The organism is Bradyrhizobium sp. CCBAU 11386, assembly GCF_028128955.1.
In the GTDB taxonomy this organism is placed as follows: Bacteria; Pseudomonadota; Alphaproteobacteria; order Rhizobiales; family Xanthobacteraceae; genus Bradyrhizobium.
This window is the reverse complement of the sequence record NZ_LBKA01000256.1, coordinates 109,132-134,750: the sequence shown is the minus strand read 5'-3', so window position 1 is coordinate 134,750 and position 25,619 is coordinate 109,132. Positions and strand designations below refer to the sequence as shown.

General features: G+C 64.1%; 26 protein-coding genes. 5 read left to right on the top strand and 21 right to left on the bottom strand.

Translation table 11 applies throughout. The features are described 5' to 3' along the window. Positions 1 to 168: 168 nt before the first annotated feature. The 9 genes from XI09_RS37665 to XI09_RS37625 form a co-directional block, all read right to left on the bottom strand. Entirely contained in the window at positions 169 to 3,249 is a 3,081-nt protein-coding gene (locus tag XI09_RS37665; RefSeq protein ID WP_271571408.1) for an autotransporter outer membrane beta-barrel domain-containing protein, read from the bottom strand. Between the two features lie 364 nt (positions 3,250 to 3,613). Then, complete coding sequence (locus XI09_RS37660) at positions 3,614 to 4,888, bottom strand: TCR/Tet family MFS transporter (RefSeq protein ID WP_271571407.1); 1,275 nt, start codon at positions 4,886 to 4,888, stop codon at positions 3,614 to 3,616. Continuing rightward, positions 4,885 to 6,267: a ribosome biogenesis GTPase Der gene (gene der / locus XI09_RS37655; RefSeq protein ID WP_271571406.1), complete on the bottom strand. Its 1,383-nt coding sequence runs from the start codon at positions 6,265 to 6,267 to the stop codon at positions 4,885 to 4,887. The genes XI09_RS37660 and der overlap by 4 nt, the downstream gene beginning before the upstream one ends. A 150-nt stretch (positions 6,268 to 6,417) precedes the next feature. Further along, positions 6,418 to 6,969, bottom strand: a complete 552-nt coding sequence (locus XI09_RS37650) for a hypothetical protein (RefSeq protein WP_271571405.1) — start codon at positions 6,967 to 6,969, stop codon at positions 6,418 to 6,420. 30 nt (positions 6,970 to 6,999) lie between these two features. Beyond that, complete coding sequence (locus XI09_RS37645; RefSeq protein ID WP_271571404.1) at positions 7,000 to 7,647, bottom strand: tetratricopeptide repeat protein; 648 nt, start codon at positions 7,645 to 7,647, stop codon at positions 7,000 to 7,002. Between the two features lie 169 nt (positions 7,648 to 7,816). Then, on the bottom strand, positions 7,817 to 9,409 hold the full coding sequence (locus XI09_RS37640) for a class I adenylate-forming enzyme family protein (protein ID WP_271571403.1): 1,593 nt from the start codon (positions 9,407 to 9,409) through the stop codon (positions 7,817 to 7,819). Positions 9,410 to 9,482: 73 nt separating this feature from the next. Next, positions 9,483 to 10,067, bottom strand: coding sequence for an NnrU family protein (locus XI09_RS37635; protein WP_271571402.1), 585 nt, complete (start codon positions 10,065 to 10,067; stop codon positions 9,483 to 9,485). 68 nt (positions 10,068 to 10,135) lie between these two features. Next, entirely contained in the window at positions 10,136 to 10,717 is a 582-nt protein-coding gene (locus tag XI09_RS37630) for a hypothetical protein (RefSeq protein WP_271571401.1), read from the bottom strand. A gap of 231 nt (positions 10,718 to 10,948) precedes the next feature. Next, entirely contained in the window at positions 10,949 to 12,568 is a 1,620-nt protein-coding gene (locus XI09_RS37625) for a peptide chain release factor 3 (protein WP_271571400.1), read from the bottom strand. A 157-nt stretch (positions 12,569 to 12,725) separates the two neighbouring features. Between XI09_RS37625 and sugE the strand changes: the two genes are divergently transcribed. Continuing rightward, positions 12,726 to 13,040: a quaternary ammonium compound efflux SMR transporter SugE gene (gene sugE / locus XI09_RS37620; protein WP_092182895.1), complete on the top strand. Its 315-nt coding sequence runs from the start codon at positions 12,726 to 12,728 to the stop codon at positions 13,038 to 13,040. Here the strand turns inward: sugE and XI09_RS37615 are convergent. From XI09_RS37615 to XI09_RS37585, 7 genes are all read right to left on the bottom strand, one after another. Further along, positions 13,033 to 14,040, bottom strand: coding sequence for an inorganic phosphate transporter (locus XI09_RS37615; protein WP_271571399.1), 1,008 nt, complete (start codon positions 14,038 to 14,040; stop codon positions 13,033 to 13,035). The two genes, sugE and XI09_RS37615, sit on opposite strands and share 8 nt — an antisense overlap. Before the next feature lie 15 nt (positions 14,041 to 14,055). Continuing rightward, positions 14,056 to 14,700, bottom strand: a complete 645-nt coding sequence (locus XI09_RS37610; protein WP_011086818.1) for a DUF47 domain-containing protein — start codon at positions 14,698 to 14,700, stop codon at positions 14,056 to 14,058. Positions 14,701 to 14,856: 156 nt separating this feature from the next. Beyond that, positions 14,857 to 15,825: a branched-chain amino acid ABC transporter permease gene (locus XI09_RS37605; protein ID WP_271571398.1), complete on the bottom strand. Its 969-nt coding sequence runs from the start codon at positions 15,823 to 15,825 to the stop codon at positions 14,857 to 14,859. A 1-nt stretch (position 15,826) separates the two neighbouring features. Further along, positions 15,827 to 16,690: a branched-chain amino acid ABC transporter permease gene (locus XI09_RS37600; protein WP_271571397.1), complete on the bottom strand. Its 864-nt coding sequence runs from the start codon at positions 16,688 to 16,690 to the stop codon at positions 15,827 to 15,829. A gap of 67 nt (positions 16,691 to 16,757) precedes the next feature. After that, complete coding sequence (locus XI09_RS37595; protein ID WP_271571396.1) at positions 16,758 to 17,975, bottom strand: ABC transporter substrate-binding protein; 1,218 nt, start codon at positions 17,973 to 17,975, stop codon at positions 16,758 to 16,760. Positions 17,976 to 18,014: 39 nt separating this feature from the next. Next, positions 18,015 to 18,761, bottom strand: coding sequence for an ABC transporter ATP-binding protein (locus XI09_RS37590; RefSeq protein WP_271571395.1), 747 nt, complete (start codon positions 18,759 to 18,761; stop codon positions 18,015 to 18,017). Further along, a complete protein-coding gene (locus tag XI09_RS37585) occupies positions 18,754 to 19,509 on the bottom strand; it encodes an ABC transporter ATP-binding protein (RefSeq protein WP_027543023.1) in 756 nt (251 codons plus the stop codon). Before XI09_RS37585 ends, XI09_RS37590 begins: the two co-directional genes overlap by 8 nt. A 343-nt stretch (positions 19,510 to 19,852) precedes the next feature. Here XI09_RS37585 and XI09_RS37580 point away from each other — a divergent pair, with 343 nt between their 5' ends. Further along, the gene (locus tag XI09_RS37580) at positions 19,853 to 20,500 is read left to right on the top strand and encodes a hypothetical protein (protein ID WP_271571394.1); all 648 of its coding nucleotides are present in this window, start codon (positions 19,853 to 19,855) and stop codon (positions 20,498 to 20,500) included. A gap of 24 nt (positions 20,501 to 20,524) precedes the next feature. Here the strand turns inward: XI09_RS37580 and XI09_RS37575 are convergent, their stop codons facing one another. Then, entirely contained in the window at positions 20,525 to 20,878 is a 354-nt protein-coding gene (locus XI09_RS37575; RefSeq protein ID WP_271571393.1) for an ArsC family reductase, read from the bottom strand. 107 nt (positions 20,879 to 20,985) lie between these two features. Between XI09_RS37575 and XI09_RS37570 the strand changes: the two genes are divergently transcribed. The 3 genes from XI09_RS37570 (at position 20,986) to XI09_RS37560 (ending at position 22,987) form a co-directional block, all read left to right on the top strand. Beyond that, on the top strand, positions 20,986 to 21,357 hold the full coding sequence (locus XI09_RS37570) for a tRNA-binding protein (protein WP_271571392.1): 372 nt from the start codon (positions 20,986 to 20,988) through the stop codon (positions 21,355 to 21,357). Positions 21,358 to 21,568: 211 nt separating this feature from the next. Then, positions 21,569 to 22,201 carry a TetR/AcrR family transcriptional regulator gene (locus tag XI09_RS37565; protein ID WP_271571391.1) on the top strand — a complete coding sequence of 211 codons (633 nt, stop codon included), beginning with the start codon at positions 21,569 to 21,571 and terminating at the stop codon, positions 22,199 to 22,201. A 3-nt stretch (positions 22,202 to 22,204) separates the two neighbouring features. Beyond that, on the top strand, positions 22,205 to 22,987 hold the full coding sequence (locus XI09_RS37560; RefSeq protein ID WP_271571390.1) for a sulfite exporter TauE/SafE family protein: 783 nt from the start codon (positions 22,205 to 22,207) through the stop codon (positions 22,985 to 22,987). Positions 22,988 to 22,989: 2 nt separating this feature from the next. Here XI09_RS37560 and XI09_RS37555 read toward each other — a convergent pair whose 3' ends face one another. The 4 genes from XI09_RS37555 to XI09_RS37540 form a co-directional block, all read right to left on the bottom strand. Next, complete coding sequence (locus XI09_RS37555) at positions 22,990 to 23,694, bottom strand: glutathione S-transferase family protein (protein ID WP_271571389.1); 705 nt, start codon at positions 23,692 to 23,694, stop codon at positions 22,990 to 22,992. Between the two features lie 366 nt (positions 23,695 to 24,060). Beyond that, entirely contained in the window at positions 24,061 to 24,726 is a 666-nt protein-coding gene (locus XI09_RS37550) for a DUF429 domain-containing protein (protein WP_271571487.1), read from the bottom strand. Between the two features lie 81 nt (positions 24,727 to 24,807). Continuing rightward, positions 24,808 to 25,329 carry an RNA polymerase sigma factor gene (locus tag XI09_RS37545; protein WP_271571388.1) on the bottom strand — a complete coding sequence of 174 codons (522 nt, stop codon included), beginning with the start codon at positions 25,327 to 25,329 and terminating at the stop codon, positions 24,808 to 24,810. Next, entirely contained in the window at positions 25,326 to 25,535 is a 210-nt protein-coding gene (locus XI09_RS37540) for a YgaP family membrane protein (protein ID WP_038967554.1), read from the bottom strand. Before XI09_RS37540 ends, XI09_RS37545 begins: the two co-directional genes overlap by 4 nt. Between the last annotated feature and the right edge of the window lie 84 nt (positions 25,536 to 25,619).

The following is a 25,619-nucleotide window of genomic DNA, read 5'->3' as shown; positions in this document are numbered from 1 at the left end:
TAGCTCCACGACGACATGCCCGGGCAAGAGTGCGAAGCGTGTCTTCGCGCTGGATGTCCCGGGCATTCACGTTTGGGGCCTGCACAATGCACATGGGTACCGGCGGGCAAGGCGCCGCTCGCGCCATTTCTCTCTACATCGCGTCTCTACAACGCGGACGCGCGTTTCTTACCAGGCATAGCGCACCACGCCCTTTCCGGAGTAGCTTGAGGTGACGTTCGAGAACTCACCCTCGAAGGTCCCGGCGAGCGAGAAGCCGTTCAGCCATTTCGCCTCGGCAGTTGCCGAAGTGAGCGCGGCGTTTCGCGCAGGCGATGCACCGGCCACGACGAAGGATGCGCCCGGCAGCGCCTGGAAGGTGGCGGCGATGCTGCGATCGATATCGTAGTCGTGTGCCCAGCCGAAGCGGCCGCGCAGGGTGAGGATCGCCCCCGGCAATGCCAACGATCGGTCGGTGCGGAATCCCAGTTCGGAGCGCGGCGAGGTAGCGGTTTTGGCCGCATAGGCCAGCGCAAAGGTGTTGGCACCGACAATGGACCGTTCGGCATAGCCCGGCAGCTCGAAGGTTGCGAATTGCGCGGCGGCATAGGGTGTAAGGCCGATGCCGGCCCACGGGGTGATGAAGCGATAGCCGCCCTCGATACGCCCCGCCCACGCATTGGCGTTGAACTGCGCTCGCAACTGGTCACTGCCCGCAATCGTGACCGTTCGGTTCGTCGTGACATCCTGCCAGCCATAGGCCAGGGCGCCGGAGAAGTACGCGGCGCCGGCCGTATGACGAACGAATGCGCCGGCCTGGAACAGGTCGGAGCGCCCCGAACCGAGACCGTTGGCGACGACGAAGTTGGAGCCGCCGCCGGCCAGGGCGAACCCGACCTGCGTGAATGGAGAGATCCGATAATCGGCGCCGACGGCCGTGCCAGCGATGCGGCTGGTGGACGTGTTCGATCCCTGTACGGCATTGCCGTCGGTGGTCTGCGAGCCCCCATAGCCCGCGCCCCACACGCTCCAGCGCTGACCGAAACTGATAGTGCCCGGCGCCTTGGCGATCATGGCGTAGGCGTCACGCTCGGCATCGGGCCGGCGGCGACCGCCGGCATAGCTATCGGCTGCTCCCTCTTCCCCGAATGAGGCGCCCGTCGGCGCGGTCCCGTCGCGGCCCGCGGCAAACGGATCGGCCAGCAGATTGACGAAGAGGTTCATCGCGTCGAACGTTGTCTGCTGCGAACCTGTCGCCAGCTCGCCCGAGGCCTGTGTCAGGTTTGCCGGGACATTGCCGGCGAAGATACCGCCGAACGCCGAAGGAACGCTGCCGAAGGAGTTGAACGCCTTGTCGAACGCGGTGGCAACGGCCCGCTGGTTGATGTTGAGGCCGGCAATCTCCCCAAGGCCCGAGCCCAGAACAAGCTGCACCGTGCCGCCCGAGTAGGTCAGCGAACCGGAAATTCCCGTCGGCGTCGCCACCGAATCAAAGCGCGAACCGTTCAGCGATCCCGCGGTCAGGATCGTATAGGGCGAATTGAACCGCAGGGTGCCGTTGGCGAGCGCAACCTGAACCGTCCCGGCCAACGTCGCCGCCCCCGTCACATTGGTGAGGTCGGAAGCCGCCGACGACACCTGCACGAGGTAGGTCGCGGCGGCGGTGAATACGAGGCTGCCTTGAACGTTGATAGCCCCGATCGAGTTGCCCGGAGACAGAATGCCGCCGTTGACGACGGTATTGCCGACGATGCCGTTGCCGCCCAACGTGCCGCCGGCATTGACAACGAGATTGCTGGCCGACGCGATATTGCCGTTCACGATCAGCGCACCGCCCCCGACATTCACATTACCGGAGAAGGAGCCGGTGCCGGTCAGCGTCCAGACTGAATCGTCGACCTTGTTGAAGGTCGTGAACCCCCGATACTGGGCGGCCGCACCCAACGTGCTGACATCGAAGGTCGCGCTACCGCTGCCCCCGAGCTGGAACGTATCACTGCCCCCACCGAGCACGTTGCCCGATATGACCGATCCCGGCGCGAGCGTGAGAACGTTGCCGCTACCGGCGAACTGGATCGCGGCCGTCCCTCCAGTGATGGTCCCCGCATTGAACAGGGCCGATCCGCCCGCGGCCGCATAGATGCCGTTGCCCGTGAGGCCGGAAATGGAGCCGTAGTTGGTGACTGAGACGGACCCGAGGCTGGCGCGGACGCCTGTGTCGCCGCCACTGATCTGCGCGCCGGCATTGTTGGTCACCACCGCACTCGTCTCGGCGCGAATGGCGTAGCCAGAGCCACCGACACTTATGTTTCCGGAATTGACGACGGTTGCGACGCCATTGCTGGCATAGATCCCGTTGTTGATCAGGCTCGTGATCTGCGCGCCAACGCCGTTGGTGACATTGATGTCGGCAAAGGCATAGATGGCGGTGTAGTTGAGGCCGGCGATGGTCCCCAGGTTGGTAACGTGGGCAGAGCCCAGATTGGCCACCATTCCACCGCTCACGCTTCCACTGGCGCCGTTCGTCATCGTCAGATTGGCTTGCGCAGAAACTGCAATGCCGGTCGTGCTCGAGATTGTGCCGTAATTTGTCGCCGTGATCGATCCGCTGTTGGTGCGGAGGGCATCCGTGGCACCGGTAATGGTTCCGGTGGCCGCGTTGGTGACGTCCATATTGCCGGTTGCCTCCAGACCATAGTTGGCGGTGCCGGTAATCGTGCCGGCGTTGGTGACATTCAACACTTGGTTGGCCTGGACACCGCTTATCCCGCCGGAAATCAGGCCGCCCGCAGCGTTGGAGACGATCCCCGTCCCGTAGGCAATGACACCGTAAGAGGTGCCGATGATGTTGCCGGCATTGGTGACATTCCCGACAGCGGAATAGCCGGAATTGACGCCGAGATCGCCGGCGATGATGCCGCCGACATTGTTGGTAACCGTGGCGTTGACAAAGGCGAATACACCAATGTTTGCGTTGCCCGTGATCGTGCCGGAGTTGACGACAATCACACTGCCATTGTTCGAGCCCACGCCGGATGCGGCGGTGCCGGTGATGGTGGCGCCGGTATTGTTGGTGACGGTGACGTCATTTTGAGAGAAGACACCGTTCGTTGCGCCGGTGATGCTTCCAGAATTGCTGACCGTCGCGCTGCCGATATTGATTCCGCTACTCGCGCTGCCCGTGACAGCGGCGCCGCTCACAACATTGATGGTAATACCGGTCTGATTGCCCGTCCCGTAACCGACGGTCCCGTTCTGATCGGTCGTCACGCCCGAGCATGTAATGGTCGTGCCCGGCGGAGGATTGGGGCTATTGTCGGCCGCCGGCGAACAGGTCGCATACGCCCCGCCCATCAGAGCCAGCGTAACGGGAGCCGTGATCGCAATTGCAGCGGCAGCTCGCCAAATCAGCGAGCGCTGCCGAGGGAAACACCATATCCGAACCGGCAGGCGCGTCATTTGAATGGCTTGCTTCCGAGACGTCGGCGGCCCCGGCTTCCAATTGGAAAAGAACGAATCAACAGATTTATTTAATATGCCAAGTATCGCCGCCGAAAGGCTCCATGCACGGACGTCTGGCGAGATTCTGACGAATCGGAGTCTCTGTTGCGAATTGGCGACAGTCGCAACCGTCCTATTCGCGGCCACCAGCCTGCCGGGCGGATGCGACTGTCGCCACCGTCCGCATCGCGATCGCCACGCATACCATCATCAGCACCGCCGCGAGCAGGAACGGCGCGCCGGGCAGATGCAGCGGCGCGCTGGTGCCGATGAAGTATGAAAACGTCAGCGTGAACAGGAACGGGCCGACGAGCTGCGACACGCTCTGCACGCTCGCGGTCGCGCCCTGCAACTGGCCCTGCTGATCGGGCGCGACCAGCCGCGTCATCAGCGATTGCATCGCGGCGCCCGAGATGCCCCACAGCGACATCACGGGGATGCCGATCCAGAACAGCGGTCCGGTCGGCGCAGCGCCGAAGATCACGAAGCCGATCGCACCACAGCACAGGCCCAGCAACAGTGTGTTCCGCTCGCCGAGCTCGCGCACGATCGGGCCGATGGCGAGCCCCTGCACCACCATGGCGCAGATGCCGACCATCGCGAGCGTCAGCCCGACCGTCTTGGAATCCCAGCCGTAGCGATAGGTCGCATAGAGCACGAAGGTCGACGGCAGCACGACATGGGCGACCTGCGCGATGAAGTTGACGATCGACAGCGCGGCCAGCATCGTGTTGGAACGCAGCAGATGCAGCGCCCCGACCGGATTGGCGCTGGTCCAGCGGAACGGCGCGCGCTTGTCGGGCGCCAGCGATTCCGGCAGGACCAGGAGCCCATAGAGCGCATTGGCAAAGCTCAAAGCCGCCGACGCCCAGAACGGCAGGCGCGGATCGATGTCGCCGAGCAGGCCGCCGAGCGCCGGGCCCAGGATGAAGCCGGCGCCGAAGGCCGCGCCAATCCTGCCGAAGATCGCCGCGCGCCGCTCCGGCGGCGTGATGTCGGCGATATAGGCAAACGCCGTCGAGATGCTGGCCGAGGTGATGCCGGAGATCACGCGCCCAATGAACAGCCACGTCAGCGACGGCGCGAGCGCCATCAGCACGTAGTCGGCGGCGAGCCCGAAATTCGACAGCAGCACCACCGGCCGCCGTCCGAAACGATCCGACAGCGCGCCCAGCACCGGCGAGAACACGAACTGCATCAGCGCCCAGGCGGTGCCGAACAGGCCGAAGATGCGGGCCGCGTGCGCGGTGTCGTTGTCGACGAAGCTCTCGATGAGCTTCGGCAGGATCGGCATGATCACGCCGAGTGCGAGCATGTCGAGCAGGATGGTGACGAAGATGAAGGCGACCGCGCCGCGCCGGACCGGCGCAGCGCCCTGCGCCATCGCCTCGCCGGCATCGTTGCTCACGACGGCCGCTTGCGCTTGTGGGCGAAGGGGTTGGCCTTCTCGCGCAAGGTGATGCGCACGGGCGTGCCCGGCAGATCGAAAGTCTCGCGCATGGAATTGGTCAGGTAGCGCAAATACGACTGCGGCACCGCGTCGGCCCGCGAGCAGAACAGCACGAAGCTCGGCGGCCGCGCCTTGGTCTGCGTGATGTAGTTCAGCTTCAGCCTGCGGCCGGACACGGCGGGCGGCGGATTGGCCTGGACCGCCTGCTCGAACCAGCGATTGAGCGCGGACGTCGACACGCGTCTGTTCCAGACCGCGTAGGCATCCTGGATCGCCTGCATCAGGCGATCGATGCCTTCGCCCATCAGGCCTGATACCGCGACGATCGGCACGCCCTTGACCTGCGGCAGCCAGTGGTCGGCGTCGCGGCGCAGACCCGAGATCGCGCCGCCGCCCTTGGTCTCCATCAGGTCCCATTTGTTGGCGGCGAGCACGAGCGCCCGGCCCTCGCGCTCGACCAGATCGGCAATGCGCAGATCCTGCTCCTCGAAGCGATGCTGCGTATCCATCATCAGCACGACGACTTCGGCGAAGCGCACCGCGCGCAGCGCATCCGCGACCGAGAGCTTTTCCAGCTTCTCCTCGATGCGCGAGCGACGCCGCAGGCCGGCGGTGTCGAACACGCGAAAGTCGCGGCCCTTCCAGTTGATCTCGACCGCGATGGAATCGCGTGTGGTGCCGGCATCCGGGCTCGTCAGCAGGCGCTCCTCGCCGAGCAAATGGTTGATCAGCGTCGACTTGCCGGCATTTGGCCGGCCGACGATGGCGACCCGGATCGGGCGGGTCGCGGCCTCTTCCTCGGAGAGCGGCGCGTCGTCCTCGTCCTCATCTTCGTCGACGGGCTCCGGCATCAACTTGGCGAGGGCGTCATAAAGCTCGCCCATGCCCTCGCCGTGCTCGGCCGAGATCTGGATGGGATCGCCGAGGCCAAGCGCGAAGGCTTCCATCGCGCCGGCATCGCCATGCTTGCCTTCGCTCTTGTTGGCGACCAGCAGCACCGGCTTGTTGGCCTTGCGGGCGAAATCGGCGAAGGCGCGGTCGGTCGGCGTGAGGCCGATGCGGGCATCGATGACGAAGAACAGCGCGTCGGCCTGCGCGATCGCGGTCTCGGTCTGCTCCTGCATCCGCGCGGTCAGCGAGCCCTTGGCACCCTCGTCGAGGCCGGCGGTGTCGATGATGGTGAATTCGAGGTCGCCGAGCCTGGCTTCACCCTCACGACGGTCGCGGGTGACGCCCGGCAGGTCATCGACGAGCGCGAGCTTTTGCCCAACCAGGCGGTTGAACAGCGTCGATTTGCCGACATTGGGCCGGCCGATAATGGCGATCGTGAAGGACATCGGTCATTCGTGCGCTGCGAAGGCCGCGCCTGTCAATGCAATGAAATTATTAAAGCGCGATGAGGCCGGAATGATTCCCCATCGCGCTTCAGGTTGTTGTTTAAGCATGATCTTGTCGGAAAACCGCTTCGCACTTTTCCGGATCATGCTCTAGCGCGAGAAACTGCCGCTCGGCAGTGGCGCCGGGAAGCCGCCCTGCGATTGCTGCTGCGTGGTCTGGGTCGGTTGGGCCTGCTGGACGGGCTGATCGGGCGGCGGCGCGGTGGTGCGCTTGCGCACGATCTTCTGCTTGGGCGGCGGCGCGGCGGTGGGCGGCGCGGCCTCCGGCTGGGCCTCGCCATCGACTTCGCCGGCAGCCGCATCGGCGGGCGCGGCCGCGCTGGCAGCCGGCTGCCTGGTCTTCTTCGCCTTGGCACCCTTCGCCGGCTTGGCCGACTCAGGCGGCGGTTCCGCGGGCAAAGCCGCAACGGCAGGTGCATTCGGATCGGGCTGCTGTTGCGCGCCCTTGTACAGCTCCTTCGGCACACCCTGCTCGAGGCCCGGCACGCCCTCCGGGAAGACCGGCTTGCGATCACCCGGCAGCTTCTTCTTGGTGTCGAGGAAATCGAGCAGGTCACTCGGATCGAAGCTGGAGCAGCCGCCCAGGACGCCCGTGAAGGCGATCAGGACGGCGGCTGCGATCAAGCGTGGCGTGCGGCGCATATCGGTGTCTCGTCTCAGCTCTCGGGACCGTCAGCTTTTGGCGACGGGCGGCAGCAGTGCCTGGAGCGCCTCGGCGCGCGAGCGCAGGCTCGCCGGCGTTTCGCCGTCCTCGGCGATCGCGTCGAGCCATTTGCGGGCCGCGGTCGTGTCGTTGTTGCGCCAGGCCGACAGCGCCAGCATCTCACGGGCGCTATGGCGGAAAGTCGATTTGGGCGCGGCGGAAGCCTCCAGCCGCTGCTGGATGTCGGCGTAGCTGGCGCTGTCGATCAGCAGGCCGGCGGCGCGCATCCTCGCCAGATCCTGCCACTCGCTGCCGACGTCGGCGGCAATGTCGTCGTACATCTTGGCGGCCGCCTTGGGATCGCGGCTAGCGGCCTCGGCCGCAGCACGCAGCCGCGCCAGGGTGCGATAGCCCGACGGAGCCTTGGCAGCGAGCTCGGTGAAGGCCGTCTCGGCCTCCGCATGCTTGTTCTGCTCGGACAGCTCGACGGCCTTCTCGAAGGCGGCGCCGGCCTCGGCGGCCTTCTTGGCCTCCAGATATTGGTAGCCGCGCCAGCCGCCGACGGCGGCCACGATCAGCACCATCAGGGCGATGAAGTAGATCGAATATTTATCCCACAGCTTCTTGAGCTGTTCGCGACGTACTTCCTCGTCGACTTCGTCAAATAATTCAGACACTTATGCTAATCCCATGCCCGTCCGGGTGCGCGCGCCACAGCGTTCGCGTCAGGAATCCCGTCCCCCACGTGGCGGCGAGGTAGCCTAACGATATGGCGGTGGCAAGGCAAAGCGAGCCCGATCAAGGCGTTAACCACCCGGAAGAGCCCGGAAGAAGCGCTTGCCCGGCTCAGGTTCCCAAGTGCTCCCGCAACTGCCGCTTCAGCACCTTGCCATTGGCGTTGCGCGGCAGCGGCTCGGTGGTGATCGCCATGGTTTCGGGGACCTTGTAATCGGACAGCCGCTCCGCGCACCAGGCCCGCAGGGCGTCGGCGGCGACCGGGGTCCGCGTCACCACCACGGCATGGACGCGCTCGCCCAGCACCGGGCACGCCCTCGCAATGATCGCGCTCTCGATCACCGCGGGATGGCCCGCCAGCACGGATTCGACCTCCGCGGAATAGATCTTCAGCCCGCCGCGATTGATCATGTCCTTCTGCCGGTCGAACACGCGGACGAAACCGTCCGCATCGACCGACCCAAGATCGCCCGAGTGCCAGAATCCACCGGTGAAGCTTTCAGCCGTGGCTTTCGGGTTGTTCCAATAGCCCTTGATGACGGAGGCGCTCTGGATCCAGAGCTCGCCGATCTCGCCATGGGGCAGCGCGCGCCCATCCGGTCCCATCGCGACGATGCGCGCACCGGGACACGGCAGGCCGACGCTGTCGATATGGCTTGCCGTCAGTTCGCCAGGCATGATCGTCGAGGGCGATGTCGTCTCGGTCGACCCGTAGCAGTTCATCAGCTTCAGGCCGGGAATCGTCGTCTTGAGCTTCTCGATGGTCGCGACCGGCATCGGCGCACCTCCGAAACCGCCGATGCGCCAGCTCGACAGATCATAGCTGTCGAAATCGGGCTGGAGCAGGCAGAGATTGTACATCGCCGGCACCATCACGGTGTAGGTGACGCGCTCGCGCGCGGCGAGCTTGAGATAATCGGCGGCCTTGAACTCCGGCATGATGATCAGCGCGCCGCCGCAGCGGATCATGGTCGTGATGTTGGCGACGACACCGGTGACGTGACCGAGCGGCACGGCCGCGATCGAACGGTCTGTTTCCGTCAATTGCAGGCAGGACGCGAACACCATCGAGGAATGGACGATATTGCAATGGGCCAGCATCGCGCCCTTCGGCTTGCCTGTCGTGCCCGACGTGTAGAGGATCATCGCCGTGTCCTCTTCGTGCACGTCGACCGGCGCGGCGGCCTCGGCGTTGTCTGCGAGCACCGCGAAGCGCGACACATCCGGGTCATCGTCGACGGCAACGCGGTGGATCACATCGGGCACATCCCGCGCATCCGGCAGCCGCCCGGCGAGCCCAGCCTCGTGGATCAGGATCTTGGCGCCGCAATCGGTGAGCACATAGGCGATCTCCGGCTTCTGCTGGCGCGTGCTGAGCAGCACCGTGACGAGGCCCTCATGCGCGGCGGCAAACAGCAGCAGCGGAAACTCGATGCGGTTGCCCAGAAGGATCGCGACACGATCGCCGCGGTGCAAGCCGAGCTTGCGAAAGCCCGCCGCGATCCGCGCAGCCTGCTCCACCGCCTGCCGCCAACTCAGCCGGACATTGCCTGCGATCAGCGCTTCGCCGTCGCCGTTGCGTGCGCGGGCCTCTGCGATCATCGCCCAGAGAGTGGCCGGCCGGTCGCAGAACGCCGGGACTACCCGATCGCCAAAGCGCGCCTCGAACCGCATCGGCGGGATCTGAGATTGCGACCAGTCCATCGGAATGCCCTAAGCTTGTTGCTCTTGTTACCTTCCGCGCACGGACATGCGGGTCCTGTCTTGTGCCGATCGGCTAGACCCCCACGACAGGAACTCCGATCACGACAGGATGGAACGCAAACGCCAGCGCCAGATACGCAACCACGCCGACGGCAACCGCGATCAGGTCGTTGGTGACGCCACCCACCGGAATCGGCGGGCCGCCACTGTCGGTGCGATGCTTCAACGAAATGCGGTCATACACCGCCCAGCCCAAGAACGAGCCGAACAGGATGATGGAGCCGAGATCGCCATTTGCGAGAAGATGCGCGGCCGCCCACAGCTTGATGCCGGCCAGCATCGGATGTTTCAGCGTCGCATAGATGCGGCCGCGCAGATAAGAGGCGACCACCAGGATGACCGCGGGCAGCATCAGCGCGAGCGTGATGTGCTTCATCGCCTTCGGCGGATACCAGACGTCGATCCAGCCGGTCGCACGGTAATGGCCAAAGCCCCAGATGATCAGCGCGAGCCCCGCGAGCGAGACGAGCGAATAGAGGATCTTGTAGGTCCCCTCGCCCAGCCTTGCGATCGCCTGCGCGCGCGTCTCGCGTTTCGTTGTGAAAACATGGGCCGCGAAAAACAGCACCAGCCCCAGGATCATGACCAGCAGACCCACGACATCCTCCCCTCAAGCAGCCCCGCCTCTGAGGTATCATCGATTGGCCTCCGGTCGCAACCGATGCGCTACTTGCCCAGCTCCCGATTGTCCACATAGCGGATCGCGATCGGCCGCCCCGCCAGGGCGCCGCCGAGACCGCTGGTGAATTTCAGCGGCAGACAGGCCTTCAGCGATGCATTGATGGCGTTCAGATAGGTCGTGCGTGTGTCCGCCGGAACGCCCGCGGTGGCGTATGTGAGGCGAGGCGGGCCGATCAGGCCGCCCGCCTTGTTGAAGCTGAAGCGCACCGACATCTGCATGCCCTCCCGCGCATGGTCCGATGGCGGAGACCAGCAGGTGCGCAGTGCGGCGAAAAGGTCGCCGATCGTGTCGAGATCGTGATCCGGCTTCTGGTATTTGGCGCGGTCGGCCTCGGACGGCATGCTCTCGATCGTGAGCTGGAGATTTTCGCCGTAGGGATAGTCGATCTCGGGGATGCACGGCCCGAGCTCGAGCGGGCTGCAATAAGACGGCGTGCATGGGCGTTGGTCGAGCACGCTGCACGGCTCATGCGCGAACGGGATCGGATTGATCTGCCGGGGCCGCGCGTCGGCGGCGGCGACCGTCGAGATCGCCAGAAGCAGGAAAACAAGGATGCCGCGCCACATGATGCGAGCTCGCGATGTCACATACCGGGAACGTGGCATTGCTCCCGATAGCGTCAACCCTGCCGACGTTCACATGCTCGCGTTCAGGGCACACTGTCGTCGCCCGGCTTGACCGGGCGACCCAGTATTCCAGAGACGTTTGTGATTAAGCCGATGGGCCGCGGCGTACTGGATGCCCTGGTCAAGCCGGGGCATGACAGCGGAGGGTGGAGTGCGGGCTAAAACGCGCCCTTACCCCTTCTTCTTGACGTCCTTGACGTTGGTGAACGCGATGCCCTCGGCGCGTTCCCTGGTGTAGCCGAGATAGAACTCGTTCCTGGCCAGATATACGGGATCACCATCGACGTCGTCGGCGATGCTCGAGGTGTTGGCGGCGATGAAGGTGTCGAGCTTCTTGCGATCGTCTGACGAGACCCATCGCGCAAGCTGGAACTCGCTGACCTCGAACTCGACCGGAAGAGAATATTCCGCCTCCAGCCGCGCCTTCAGCACGTCGAGCTGGAGCGCACCGACCACGCCGACCAGCGCCGGCGCGCCGTCGCGCGGGCGAAACACCTGCACGACGCCCTCTTCCGACATCTGCTGAAGCGCTTCCTTCAGCTTCTTCGCCTTCATCGCGTCGGTGAGACGCACGCGGCGGACGATTTCCGGCGCAAAGCTCGGCACGCCGACGAAGTTGAAATCCTCGCCCTCGGTCAGGGTATCGCCGATGCGCAGCGTGCCGTGATTGGGAATGCCGACGACATCGCCGGCAAAGGCCTCATCCGCCACCGAGCGGTCTTGCGCGAAGAAGAATTGCGGGCTCGACAGCGGCATGCTCTTGCCGGTGCGCACGAGCTTTGCCTTCATGCCGCGGCTGAGCTTGCCCGAGCACAGGCGCGCGAAGGCGATACGGTCGCGGTGGTTCGGATCCATGTTCGCCTGGATCTTGAACACGAAGGCGCTCATGCGCGGATCGGTCGCCTCGACCTTGCGCTGGTCGCTCTCCTGCGCACGCGGCTCGGGCGCGAACTTGCCGAGGCCTTCGAGGAGGTCGCCGACGCCGAAATTACGCAGCGCGCTGCCGAAATAGACCGGCGTCAGATGGCCCTCGCGAAACGCCTCCAGCTCGAACGGTTTTGAGGCCTCGGTAACGAGCTCGAGCTCGTCCTTCACCGCGGAGACGTCGAGATTGGCGTTGAGCTTGGTGAGCTCCTCGATCTCGATCTGCTGCGCCGCGCCGGTCTTGGCACCGCCGCCTTCGAGCAGGCGCACGCCGCCATTGACGACGTCATAGGTGCCGAGGAAGTCGCGGCCGCGGCCGACCGGCCAGGTCATCGGCGTGGTGTCGAGCGCCAGCGTCTTCTCGATCTCGTCCAGCAGCTCGAAGACGTCGCGGCTCTCGCGGTCCATCTTGTTGATGAAGGTGATGATCGGAATGTCGCGCAGGCGGCAGACCTCGAACAGTTTTCGGGTGCGCGCCTCGATGCCCTTGGCGGCGTCGATGACCATCACAGCGGAGTCGACGGCCGTCAGTGTGCGATAGGTGTCTTCCGAAAAGTCCTCGTGGCCCGGCGTGTCCAGCAGGTTGAACACCAGGCCCTCGAACTCGAAGGTCATCACCGAGGTCACGACCGAGATGCCGCGCTCGCGCTCGATCTTCATCCAGTCCGAGCGCGTGTTGCGCCGCTCGCCCTTGGCCTTGACCTGACCGGCGAGGTTGATGGCGCCGCCGAACAGCAGCAGCTTTTCGGTCAGCGTGGTCTTGCCGGCGTCGGGGTGGGAGATGATCGCAAAGGTCCGCCGCCGCGCCACTTCAGCGGCAAGCGGGGAACGGGCCGGCGATTCGGCTGAAATGGCGATGTCGGACATGGCGGGAGCGTTTGGCAGGGAAAATGGGCCTGATCAAGCCTCATTTGGTGATTGCGGAGCCCTTCGGCCAGCCCCATATCGCCCCTGGGAGGGACGGCCTTCCTTTTCATCAGCATATCAGCCGCGGGGACGACCCTGCCTTGCACGGAGGGTCGTCATGGCCTGGAGCATCCTGTTCGTCGCCGGTCTGCTGGAGGTCAGCTGGGCGATCGGCCTCAAATATACCGAGGGCTTTACCAGGCTCGTCCCGTCGGTCCTGACGCTCGCCGCGATGGCCGGGAGCATCCTCCTGCTCGGGCTGGCCCTCAAATCGCTGCCGATTGGAACCGCCTATGCGGTGTGGACCGGCATCGGGGCGGTCGGCACAGCGACGCTCGGGATCATCCTGTTCGGCGAGCCGGCGACCGCGTTTCGCCTCGCCAGCATCGGGCTGATCGTCGCCGGGATTGTCGGGCTGAAGCTCGTTACTTGACGAAAATCCTGACCGCCCACCAGGTCAGCGCCGCCACGATCGCCGAGGCCGGCATCGTAATCACCCAGGCATAGACGATCGAGCTGGCGACGTTCCAGCGCACCGCCGAGAGGCGGCGGGCCGCGCCGACGCCGACGATCGCGCCGGTGATGGTGTGGGTGGTCGAGACGGGAACCCCAAGGAAGGTCGCCATGAACAGGGTCGCGGCGCCGCCGGTTTCGGCGCAAAAGCCCTGCATCGGCGTCAGTTTCGTGATGCGCAGGCCCATGGTGCGGACGATGCGCCAGCCGCCCATCAGCGTGCCCAGCGCCATCGCCGCCTGGCAGGAGAGCACCACCCAGAACGGCACCGAGAACTCGCTGCCGAGCTGGCCCTGCGAATAGAGCAGCACGGCGATGATGCCCATGGTCTTCTGCGCGTCATTGCCGCCATGGCCGAGCGAATAGAGCGAGGCGGAGGCGAATTGCAGGATGCGGAAGGCGCGGTCGACCGCAAATGGCGTCGAGCGCACCGAGGCCCAGGACACGATCGCAACCAGCAACATCGCCAGCAGGAAGCCGACCAGCGGCGACAGCACGATGGCGATCACCGTCTTGGACAATCCGCTCCAGACCGCCGCCGAAATCCCGGCTTTGGCCACGCCCGCACCGAACAACCCGCCGATGAGCGCATGCGACGACGAAGACGGGATGCCGAGCGCCCAGGTCACGAGGTTCCAGACGATGGCGCCGACGAGGGCCGCGAAGATCACCTGGGCATCGACGATCGAGGGATCGATGATGCCGGTGCCGATGGTCTGGGCGACGTGCAGCCCGAACACCATGAAGGCAACGAAATTGAAGAACGCGGCCCAGAACACCGCGAATTGCGGCCGCAGCACGCGGGTCGAGACGATGGTCGCGATCGAATTGGCGGCGTCGTGCAGGCCGTTCAGGAAGTCGAACAGCAGCGCGACGGCGATCAGTCCGACCAGGACGGGAAGACCCAACGCAGCATCCACGGCGAGGCCCCTGCCCTAAACTTGCTCGATGACGATGCTGTTGATCTCGTTTGCGACGTCGTCGAAGCGATCGGCCACCTTTTCGAGATGGTCGTAGATCTCGACGCCGACGATGAAATCCATCGCGTTGCCGTCGCGATGCTTGAGGAACAGCTCCTTCATCCCGATGTCGTGGAGATCGTCGACCCGGCCCTCCAGCTTGGTCAGTTCTTCCGTGATCGCGGTCAGCATGGCCACGTTCTTGCCGATCTGCTGCATCAGGGGCAGCGCACGGCCGACCAGATTGGCGCATTCGATCAGCAGTCCGCCGATCTCGCGCATCGGCGGCTCGAAGGCGCGGACCTCGAACAGCATCACGGCCTTGGCGGTCTGCTGCATCTGGTCGATGGCGTCGTCCATCGAGGTGATGAGGTTCTTGATGTCGCCGCGGTCGAACGGCGTGATGAAGGTGCGGCGCACCGCCGTCAGCACCTCACGGGTGATGTTGTCGGCATCGTTCTCGAACTGGTTGACGCGCTGGCAATAGACCGGCGTCTCCTCGCCCCCGTTGAGCATGCCCTGGAGCGCGATCGAGCCCTGGATCACGGTCTGGGCATGGCGGTCGAACAGGTCGAAGAACCGTTCTTCCTTGGGCAGGAAAGCGCGAAACCATCGCATCATGGGGATAGACTACCGGTTGGAAATGGCCCGGCCCGGGAGGGCCGTCACAAAACTGTCATAGACCATTTTCGATCCGTGCGCGCACTACCTCACGCCCGCGGAGCCGGATCATCCACCACTTTCACCCAATAGGTAAATTGACCTTAGATCAACTACTTAGAGCGAACGCCGGAAGTAATGCGCGATTTCACCGATGACGCCGCGGCGGAAGGTGAGCACGCAGATCACGAAGATCGAGCCCTGGATCACCGTCACCCACTGGCCGAAGCTCGCCAGATATTGCTGCATGGCGATGATCACGAAGGCGCCGACCACCGGTCCGAAGATGGTGCCGAGCCCCCCGACCAGCGTCATCAGCACGACTTCGCCCGACATCGACCAGTGTACGTCGGTCAGCGAGGCATTCTGCGCCACGAACACCTTCAGCGATCCGGCGAAGCCGGCCAGCGTGCCCGACAGAACGAAGGCCATGAACTTGTACTGGTCGGTCCGGTAACCGAGCGAGATCGCGCGCTGCTCGTTCTCGCGGATCGACTTCAGCACCTCGCCGAACGGCGAGTTGATGATGCGGAAGATCAGCAGGAAGCCGGCGAGGAAGCCGACCAGCACGACATAGTACAGGACCGTCGGCTTGGTGAGATCGAGGACGCCGAACATGCGCCCCTGCGGAATGCCCTGGATGCCGTCCTCACCATGGGTGAACGGCGCCTGGAGGTAGATGAAGTACAGCAACTGCGACAGCGCCAGCGTGATCATCGAGAAATAGATGCCCTGGCGGCGGATCGAGATGTAGCCGGTGACGATCGAGAGCACGAAAGCCGCGGCGATACCGACGAGGATGCCGAGCTCCGGCGGCAACGCCCACACCTTCAGCGCATGCGCGCTGCAATAGCCGGCCGTCCCCAGGAACATCGCGTGGCCGAACGACAACAGGCCGCCATAGCCGATCAGAAGATTGAAGGCGCAGGCGAGCAACGCGAAGCACAGCGCCTGCATCACGAAGAACGGATAGACCCCCGTGAACGGCACCGACGCCAGCAGCAGCGCCATCACCACAAACACGATCATCTCGTCACGCATCGCGCGCGGGGTCGCCGGCAGCGTATCGTCTGTCAAGGCTGTCATATCAGGCCGCCCTTCCCGTCAATCCCGTTGGCTTCACCAAGAGCACCAGCACCATCAGCACGAACACGACAGTGTTGGAGGCCTCGGGGTAGAAATACTTGGTCAGGCCCTCGATCACGCCGAGCGCGAAACCGGTGATGATCGAGCCCATGATCGATCCCATGCCGCCGATCACCACCACGGCGAACACGACGATGATGAGGTCGGCGCCCATCAGCGGCCGGACCTGGTTGATCGGTGCCGAGAGAACGCCCGCGAGCGCGGCCAGACCGACGCCGAGACCGTAGGTCAGCGTGATCATGCGCGGCACGTTGATGCCGAAGGCACGGACCAGCGTCGGATTTTCGGTGGCGGCGCGCAGGTAGGCGCCGAGCCGCGTCTTCTCGATCAGGAACCAGGTCGCCAGACACACGACCAGCGAGAAGACGACGACCCAGCCGCGATAGATCGGCAGGAACATGAAGCCGAGATTCATGCCGCCCTTGAGCTCGTCCGGAATGGCGTAAGGCAGGCCGGAGGAGCCGAAATAGTTCTGGAACACGCCCTGCACGATCAGCGCGATGCCGAAGGTCAGCAGCAGGCCGTAGAGATGGTCGAGCCCGGTCAGCCATTGCAGCATGGTCCGCTCCAGGATCATGCCGAAGATGCCGACGATGACAGGCGCCAGCAGCAACGCCCACCAGTAGTTGATGCCGCCGAGGTTCAGCAGGAAATAGGCGACGAAAGCGCCCATCATGTAGAGCGCGCCATGGGCGAAATTGATGATGTTGAGCATGCCGAAGATCACGGCAAGCCCGAGACTGAGCAGCGCGTAGAACGAGCCGTTGATCAGTCCCACCAGTAGCTGTGCGTAGAGAGCCTGCATCAGGATTAGCTTCCGCCACCAAAATGAAAGCCCGCCGGCGGCACGACCGCCCGGCGGGCCACGAGAGTTACTTCTTCACCAGCGGACAGACGCTCTCGGAGAGCGGCCGGAACGCCTGATCCGCGGGAACGGTGCCCACCAGCTTGTAGTAGTCCCACGGCCCCTTCGATTCCGAAGGCTTCTTGACCTCGAACAGGTAGGCCGGGTGAATCTTGCGGCCATCGACCCGGATACTGCCCTGACCGAACAGCGGATCGTCGGTCTGCATCGACTTCATCTTCTCGACCACCTTGGCGCCGTCATGCGGATTGCCGCCCGTCGCCTCCAGCGCCTTGAAGTAATGGATCAGTCCCGAATAGACACCGGCCTGCACCATCGAAGGCATCGCCTTGTTCTTTATGCGCTCCGAAAAGCGCTTGGAGAAGGCCCGCGTTCCGTCGTTGAGATCCCAATAGAAGGTTTCGGTGAAATTGAGCCCTTGCGCCACGTTCAGGCCGAGCGAGTGAACGTCGGTGATGAACAACAGCAGCCCGGCAAGCTTCTGCCCGCCAGCGACGATGCCGAACTCGGCGGCCTGCTTGATCGAATTGGTGGTATCGCCGCCGGCATTCGCAAGTCCGACGATCTTCGCCTTCGATGCCTGTGCCTGCAAAAGGAACGAGGAGAAGTCTGAGGAATTGAGTGGATGCTTGACGCTGCCGAGCACCTTGCCGCCCGCCTTTTGCACCACCGCCGCCGTGTCGCGCTCCAGCGCCGCGCCGAACGCATAGTCGGCCGTCAGGAAGAACCAGGAATCGCCGCCAGCCTTCACCAGCGCCTGACCGGTGCTGTTGGCCAGCATGTAGGTGTCATAGACCCAATGGATGGTGTTCGGCGAACATTGGGCGTTCGTCAGATCCGACGTCGCCGCACCCGTGTCGATCAGGATCGAATTCTTCTCCTTGACGACATTGTTGACCGCGAGTGCGACACCGGAGTTCAGCACGTCCATGAAGATGTCGACCTTCTCGACGTCGATCCATTGGCGCGCGATGGTGGTGGCGATATCGGGCTTGTTCTGATGATCGGCGGAGATCAAGTCGATCTTCCAGCCTTTGGCGGCAAGCCCGGAATCCTCGATCGCCATCTGGGCGGCAAGCGTGGAGCCCGCGCCACCGAGGTCGGAATAGAGACCGGAATTATCGGTCAGCACGCCGATCTTGACGGTCTTGTCCTGTGCCGACGCGCCGCTTGCGACGAATCCCAACGCGATGCCGAGAATAAGTGCAGAAAAATGCTGTTTCATATTTCCTCCGGGAAATCCTCTATTGAATGCCTCGGGGCGTCAGACGCCGAGATAGGTATGCAGCTTGTCCATGTTCGCAGACAGTTCCGAGTTCGCAAAACCGTCGATCACCTTGCCATGCTCGACGATGTAATAGCGGTCGGCCACGGTCGATGCGAAGCGGAAGTTCTGCTCGACGAGGAGAATCGTGAAGCCCTCCTTCTTGAGCCGCGCAATGGTGTGGCCGATCTGCTGGATGATGACGGGCGCAAGGCCCTCGGTCGGCTCGTCCAGCATCAGGAAGCTCGCGCCGGTGCGCAGGATCCGCGCGATCGCCAGCATCTGCTGCTCGCCGCCGGACAACTTGGTGCCCTGGCTGTTGAGCCGCTCCTTCAGGTTCGGAAACAGGTCGAAGATCTGCTCGAGCGGCAGTCCGCCCTCGCGGACGACCGGCGGCAACAACAAGTTCTCCCGCACGTCCAGGCTGGCGAATATCCCTCGCTCTTCCGGGCAGAACGCGATCCCCATGCGCGCGATCTTGTCGGAGGTCGCGCGAATGATCTCCTGGTTGTTGAATTTCACCGAGCCGGTGCGCTTGCCGATGATGCCCATGATCGACTTCAGCGTGGTCGTCTTGCCGGCGCCGTTGCGCCCGAGCAGGGTGACGACCTCGCCCGCGTTCACGTCGAAATCGATCCCATGCAGGATGTGGGACTCGCCGTACCAGGCTTCGAGGTTGCGGACCTGGAGGATGTTTCCGCCGCTCGCAGCCTTTGCCGGAGCCTCGGCGATCGCAGTGTCAGGCATGACCGGCTCCCAGATAGGCTTCCTTGACGCGCTCGTCCTTGGTGAGCTCGCTGTAATGGCCCTGCGCGAGCACCTGCCCGCGCGTCAGCACGGTGATGATGTCGGAGAGATTGGCCACGACGCTCAAATTATGCTCGACCATCAGGATGGTGTATTTCGCGGAGATGCGCTTGATCAGCGCCGCGATCTTGTCGATGTCCTCGTGGCCCATGCCGGCCATCGGCTCGTCCAGCAGCATCATCTCGGGGTCGAGTGCGAGCGTGGTTGCAATTTCGAGTGCGCGCTTGCGCCCGTAGGGCATCTCGACCGCAGGCGTATTGGCAAACTCGCTGAGGCCGACATCGTTCAGCAGATCACGTGCGCGATCGTTGAAGCGGTTGAGCACGGACTTGGAGCGCCAGAAATCGAAGGAGCTGCCGTGCTGGCGCTGGAGCGCGACGCGAACGTTTTCCAATGCGGTCATGTGCGGAAACACCGCCGAGATCTGGAACGATCGCACCAGTCCCATGCGGGCCACGTCGGCCGGCGCCATCGCGGTGATGTCCTGGCCCTTGTACAGGATCTTCCCGGCGGACGGCTTGAGGAACTTGGTCAGAAGATTGAAGCACGTCGTCTTGCCGGCGCCGTTCGGGCCGATTAACGCGTGAATGCTCCCACGGCGGACCTTGAGCGCAACGTCGCGGACAGCGAAGAAGCCCGCGAACTCCTTGGTCAAGCCTTCCGTTTCGAGAATGAACTCATCGGCCAAACAGATTTCCCCCTGCCCGCGCGACCCGCGTGGCTGTCCTTGTTGCTTCGGCTTTCAGGAGGCCTTGAAGCCTTCCCGGAACGCCGCCTCCGGGCGCGGAATATGCCGGAGGTGACGGGGGTTAGGCAAGGCGGAAAGCTGAGCAGATCAGGTCTCCGGCTGGGATACAAATGCTCCCTTAGTCGGAGATGTTTTGATGTCACGCCTGCCCGGCCTTCCGGTTCGCGAAAGCACCGGTCATCAAGCCGTCGTTAACGGTCTTTCGTCCCGCGCGCCAGCCTTCATAGAAAATTTTCCCGCAGCATGGATGATGCGCGGGTTTTGATCTGCCGGGAATATTGTTTTGGATTTCGCAAGCGCCGCTCCCTCCGTCGTCAAGTCGATCAGGCAGCGTGATCTCCTGAACACGTGGCTGCGACTCTATGCGCGCCAGCAGATCGCGCCGGCGATCTGGGAGTACCAGCCCGCGCGGCTCGAGGAAGAGCTGTCCGACCTCATCTATTACACGGTGGATACCTCAACTCCGGCGCCGCGCCTCGTCATCCAGAGCGAAGGCACGCGGATCTCGCGCGCCTATGGACACACCGGCAAGGGCGTGCCGCTGGATGAATATATCGGGCCGCAGCTCGTGCCCTCCGTGATGCCGATCTATTACGAATGCGTCGCGCGCGGGCTTCCGGTCTACAGCGTTGCCGATGTCGACGACATCTACGGGCGCATCGTCGCCTACGAACGACTGCTGCTGCCGTTCCTGACCGACGGCAAGGTCTGTCACATCATCGCCTCGCTCAAGACCTTCTGCGAGGACGGCGGCTTCGAGATCAAGAATCTGATGCGCGGAAATGACGCGCTGCCGCGCCAGAAATTGCGCGCCGTGATCGATCGCGACCTCTTTCATCGCGCCCCCGGCCGTATCGCGGCCGCCGACGTCGTCGAGTTCTCGGACCGGTCCGGCCCCGCCGACGCCACCGAGATCATCGAGCTGAACTAGCCTTCAGCGCGATTTGGCGCCGGCCTACTTCGTCCTGACTTCCTTGGCGTAGATGTCCGGCTTGAAGCCGACCAGCAGCTTGCCGCCGACTTCCAGCACCGGACGCTTGATCATCGATGGTTGCGCTAGCATCAATGCCAACGCCTTCTTCTCGGTGAGGCCTTCCCTGTCGGCGTCGGGCAGCTTCTTGAAGGTCGTGCCGGCGCGATTGAGCAGCGTCTCCCAGCCGAGCTTGTCGCTCCACTGCTTGAGCTTGTCCTTCTCGACGCCGGCCGCCTTGTAGTCGTGAAACTCATAGGCAACGCCATGGCTGTCGAGCCAGGCGCGCGCCTTCTTCATGGTGTCGCAGTTCTTGATGCCGTAGATGATGTTGGGCAAGACGTTCCTCGCGCATGCGTGATGCTTCGGCTGCGGCGTTGTACGAAACTCCGGTTCGCGCGACAATATTGCGAGCCAAGCTTTCGAACTCTGCCAACGGACACACCATGCACGTCACTCACGATCCCGGCGCGGCCCCGTCGCCGACCATCGACTTCAACAGCTTCCTCGCGGTCGATATCCGCGTCGGCACCATCGTCGATGCCAAACCGTTTCCGGAGGCGCGCAAGCCGGCCTGGCGGCTGTGGATCGATTTCGGCCCGGCGATCGGCGTGCGCAAGAGCTCGGCGCAGATCACCGAGAACCATCCGCTGGAGACGCTGGTGGGACAACAGGTCGCGGCCGTCGTCAATTTTCCCCCGCGCCAGATTGGGCCGGTCGTGTCGGAAGTGCTGACGCTCGGTTTCCCCGATGCCGACGGCAAGGTCGTGCTGGTGCAGCCGGGCCAGCCCGTGCCGAACGGCGGACGGCTGTTCTAGCGGCACATCATCGCGAGCCGAGCCGTCGCTTCGGCTCGCCAGCCGTTTACTCCTCCTGGTTTTCGGCCCCGGGGCCATCCGGACTTGACCAAAACCCGTCGCTCATTTAAAAATGACTGACTGATCGTTTTTTATTATAACAGCCAACAATCAGGCTGTTCCCGACGAACCACTAAAACGATCGATCAGTCAGTTATTGACGGACGCCCTGATGCCCAAGATCAGCGACAAGCAGCGTGAAGGCCGGCGGCAGCAGATCCTCGAGGCCGCCCTCGCCTGCTTCGCCGAGAACGGTTTTCACCAGACCGGCATGGCCGACATCGTGAAGCGGTCGGGGCTGAGCCATGGCGCGGTCTATCTCTACTTCCAGAGCAAGGACGACCTGATCGAGGCGCTCGCTGACGACCGGCATCGCCGTGAAGCCGTGCTCAACTCGGTCGCGCAGGGATCGGGCGATCCGATCGAAGGACTTCACGCCCTGGTCCGCGTTTACGCGCAATGGCTCACCGATCCCGCCGGCGAAGCGCGGCGGCGCGTTGGCATCCATGGCTGGGCCGAAGCGCTGCGCAACCGCCGCGTCCGCACCAGCATCGTCGAGGGCATCGAGATGCCGCGTGCCCTGATCGTGGCGCTGGTCGAGCGCGCCCAGCACGACGGCCTCGTCAAGCGCGACCTCGGCGCCGACGCCATCGCGCGCGTGTTGATCGCGATCTTCCAGGGCTTCGTGCTGCAAAAATGCTGGGGCGAGGACTTTGACCTCGATGCCTGCATGGCGGCTATCGATGCCGTGATCGACGGCTTCCGCACGACGAAGCCGGACGTCAAGCGACGAACCCGGGCTTGAGCCATGTCCTGGATTTTCGAACTGCTCGCAGGCATCGGCGTCGGCCTCGTCGGCGGCGTGACATCGGGCTTCATGGGCACGAGCCCGGGCGGCGGTCTCGTGATCTTTTCCGTTCTGCTGCTCGGGGCCGAGCAACATGTCGCCCAGGGCACGTCGCTGATCACGCAGGTCCCGCCAACCGGCCTCGCCGGTGTGCGCCGCTACTGGCAGAGCGGCAATCGCAGTCCGCTGCAATGGATCGCCTGGATCGGCATCGGATTTCTCGTCGGTGGCGCGGGCGGCGGCTATGCCGCGGCCGCCGTATCCGATGCTGTCCTGCAATGGACCTACGTCGTCTACCTCGCTCTGCTGATCGCGGCACTGCTGCTGCGCCGTGACCGCAAGGACGGCGCTGGCGCGGCCGGCGATCCCGCCGAATTGCCGTGGCTTCCGCTGTTCCTCATCGGCACGCTGGCCGGCTTTTCCTCCGGCTTCATGGGCATCGGCGGCGGCCTGGCAATCACTGTCGGCCTCGCCGCGGGCCTGCGCGTGCCGCAACATCAGGCGCAACTCGTCAGCCTCGTCTTCTCGGTGATCCCGACCAACATTCCAGCGGCGTGGATCTACTGGAGCAAGGGGCTCATGGTCGGTTGGCCGGCCGTCATCGGCATCGTTGCCGGCCTCTGGATCGGCACCGATCTCGGCGCACGCATGGCCAATGGTGTCAGCAAATCGGTGCTGCGCCGGGTCATGATCGCCCTCGTCTCGCTGATGGCGCTCTACATGACCTACAAGGCGCTGAGCTAGTTTCACGGACGCTTCGGGATGTTCAACCCGCGCTGCACGGCGGGACGTGCAAGTCCCCGTTCGAGCCACGCGGCAACCGATTTGAACCGGGTGAATTCGACGAGCTCACCGGCGCCGTAGAAACCGATGAGGTTGCGCACCCAGCCGAGCGTGGAGATGTCGGCGATGGTGTAGTCGTCATCCATGACCCATTGCCGGCCGGCCAGATGCGTCTCCATCACGCCGAGCAGACGCTTGGACTCGCCCACGTAGCGTTCGAGCGGCCGCTTGTCCTCGAACTCCTTGCCGGCGAATTTATGGAAGAAACCGACCTGGCCGAACATCGGCCCGATGCCGCCCATCTGGAAATGCACCCACTGGATGGCCTGGTAGCGGCGCGCCGCATCCTGCGGCAGCAGCTTGCCGGTCTTCTCCGCGAGATATTGCAGAATCGCCCCGGACTCGAACAGCGGCAGCGGCCTGCCGCCGGGACCGTTGGGATCGAGGATCGCGGGGATCTTGCCGTTCGGATTGAGCGACAGAAACTCGGGCGTCTTCTGGTCGTCCTTGCCGAAGTCGACGAGATGGACTTCATAGGGCAGCCCGATCTCCTCCAGCATGATCGAAACCTTGACACCGTTCGGCGTCGGCAGCGAATAGAGCTGAAGCAGCTCCGGATGCCTGGCCGGCCAGCGCTTGGTGATGGGAAAGGTGGAGAGATCGGACATCGGGACCCCGGCATCGTTCCTGAGATTGTCGCCTAATCTAGGCGAGCGGACGAACGGCACAAGGCCGATGCAGAGGTCACACGATCGTTTCGCACCGAAGTTGGATCACAGCCGCGGTAGCAAGTGACTTGTCGCGTACGCGATGTCGCGCTGCGCACGTTGCTCGATGAAGAGCTGCCCGGTGACGAGCAGAGCTCCGATGAAAACGAGAGCGAGCAGCGCGGTCGCGAATTGACTGGTATCATTCATCGCGAGAGTTCTCTGTGTTCCCTTCGCACGGGGAACGCGGGCCGAGCATCGACAGTTCCTACACATCTCAAATAAATTGCCGCTTTTTCCCGAATGCGCCTTGGCGGCCGATCGGCCTCAATAATTGATCTCCATCCGTAATCCGCGCGGATCGGTCTCGTCGTCGCCGACCGACTGCGTGCTGTCGCGCGCTGCGATCGCGCAGGCACACGCGTCGATGAGATCGTCGCGGCCAATGCCGGTGCCGTGGCGCTGCGTCAGCCATTTCCGCAAGCGTGTGAAGCCGCGTCGCTCCAGCAGCGCGATGCGTTGTTCGCGGCCTTGCGCTGACGTCTTGCTGTCGAGCCGCAGGCGGCCGGCGAGATTCCAGAAGATCAACTCCGGATGCGCCTCGCCCATCATCGCTTGCCGCGTGGGCGTCATGATCTCGTCGACCTCCCTGATCTTGTCCCTGATGTTCCAGAGCTGCGCCGACACGCCGCTGCCCTTGCCCTCGTGCGTCCAGTAGTGACGATTGGCTGTCGCCATGTCGGAAAATGTCCAGAGGTCCCGGCGCGCACCGAGAAACACGGCGGGGCCAACCAGTTCGCGGGCGCGCAAGTCGCACGTTCGATAACCGCTGGGATTCAATCCAATCGGCATGTCGATCATCGCGCGCGCATGCGGCGTCGCGAGCAAGCGCGTCAGCCCCGGCGAATAGTCGAAGCCGTGATCGCCGCGCTCGTCGATCCAGGCTCCGACCCAGCCGTAGCGAAATCCGTCGAGGCCGAGATAATTATACACGCGTACGACCGAGGCTCCGATGCGCATTCATCCCGCAGTTTCCCCTCGATGTCGCTCGAACAGGCGTTGCGCCAACATGTCTCATCTCGTCAGATATTCGCGCATCAATGCGCGGGCGCGATGCAGGCGGGCCTTGACGGTCTGCCTGGACGCGCCGAGTGCGACGGCGATTTCGTCGATGGTCATTTCCTTGACGTCGCGCATCAGCGCGACGTCGCGATAGTGCGGCGGCAGCGCTTCGAAAGCCGCAGCCACGTCGAGTCGCAGATCCGCCTCGGGCCGCGACAGCAGTGCGGCCTCCGCTTCACTGAAATCGATGGCCGGCATAAGGCCGGCCTTGCGCGCAAGCCGCAGGCATTCGCGGCGGACCACGCTGAACAGCCAGGCGGAAAACGCCAACCACGAGCGGATGGTGCCGACATGGCGGAACAGAATCCACAGCGCCTCCTGCGTCGCGTCCTCGGCATCCGCCGAGCTGCGACAGGTCGCGCGCGCGTAGCGGCGGATATCCGGCTGCGCCGTCACCAGCAGCGCCGCGATCGCCTCGGGATCGCCGAGGCGCGCAGCCTCGAACAGGTTGGGCGAGATCGCAGCCGCACTCACGACACGCCTCCTCGTCCGATCCCGGCCATCGCGCACATCGGGCAGTAACCGACGAGGCCGGTCAGCGCGAAGCCCGCGCCGCCGAGCGCGACCAGCCATGCTGCAAGCCCGGACAGATACGCGAACGCCGCAATCGCAACCGCAATTCCGAGCGCCACCCGCACCGCCTGATGCAGGCCACCAATGTTTTTCCTGTAAAATCCCATCACATCCTCCGACACGAGCCGAGGCGGAATGCCTCGCCGACAAGGAGGACGCGACGAGCGAAAAGGATTCGCGGAGGCCTGCAA

Excerpts from the sequence above, each read along its gene's own strand:
- XI09_RS37650 (WP_271571405.1), bottom strand. The coding sequence starts at position 6,969 with ATGCGCCGCACGCCACGCTTGATCGCAGCCGCCGTCCTGATCGCCTTC.
- XI09_RS37630 (WP_271571401.1), bottom strand. The coding sequence starts at position 10,717 with ATGTGGCGCGGCATCCTTGTTTTCCTGCTTCTGGCGATCTCGACGGTC.
- sugE (WP_092182895.1), top strand. The coding sequence starts at position 12,726 with ATGGCCTGGAGCATCCTGTTCGTCGCCGGTCTGCTGGAGGTCAGCTGG.
- XI09_RS37640 (WP_271571403.1), bottom strand. The coding sequence starts at position 9,409 with ATGGACTGGTCGCAATCTCAGATCCCGCCGATGCGGTTCGAGGCGCGC.
- XI09_RS37565 (WP_271571391.1), top strand. The coding sequence starts at position 21,569 with ATGCCCAAGATCAGCGACAAGCAGCGTGAAGGCCGGCGGCAGCAGATC.
- XI09_RS37625 (WP_271571400.1), bottom strand. The coding sequence starts at position 12,568 with ATGTCCGACATCGCCATTTCAGCCGAATCGCCGGCCCGTTCCCCGCTT.
- XI09_RS37610 (WP_011086818.1), bottom strand. The coding sequence starts at position 14,700 with ATGATGCGATGGTTTCGCGCTTTCCTGCCCAAGGAAGAACGGTTCTTC.
- XI09_RS37560 (WP_271571390.1), top strand. The coding sequence starts at position 22,205 with ATGTCCTGGATTTTCGAACTGCTCGCAGGCATCGGCGTCGGCCTCGTC.
- XI09_RS37590 (WP_271571395.1), bottom strand. The coding sequence starts at position 18,761 with ATGCCTGACACTGCGATCGCCGAGGCTCCGGCAAAGGCTGCGAGCGGC.
- XI09_RS37540 (WP_038967554.1), bottom strand. The coding sequence starts at position 25,535 with ATGGGATTTTACAGGAAAAACATTGGTGGCCTGCATCAGGCGGTGCGG.
- XI09_RS37555 (WP_271571389.1), bottom strand. The coding sequence starts at position 23,694 with ATGTCCGATCTCTCCACCTTTCCCATCACCAAGCGCTGGCCGGCCAGG.
- XI09_RS37605 (WP_271571398.1), bottom strand. The coding sequence starts at position 15,825 with ATGACAGCCTTGACAGACGATACGCTGCCGGCGACCCCGCGCGCGATG.
- XI09_RS37595 (WP_271571396.1), bottom strand. The coding sequence starts at position 17,975 with ATGAAACAGCATTTTTCTGCACTTATTCTCGGCATCGCGTTGGGATTC.
- der (WP_271571406.1), bottom strand. The coding sequence starts at position 6,267 with ATGTCCTTCACGATCGCCATTATCGGCCGGCCCAATGTCGGCAAATCG.
- XI09_RS37570 (WP_271571392.1), top strand. The coding sequence starts at position 20,986 with ATGCACGTCACTCACGATCCCGGCGCGGCCCCGTCGCCGACCATCGAC.
- XI09_RS37600 (WP_271571397.1), bottom strand. The coding sequence starts at position 16,690 with ATGCAGGCTCTCTACGCACAGCTACTGGTGGGACTGATCAACGGCTCG.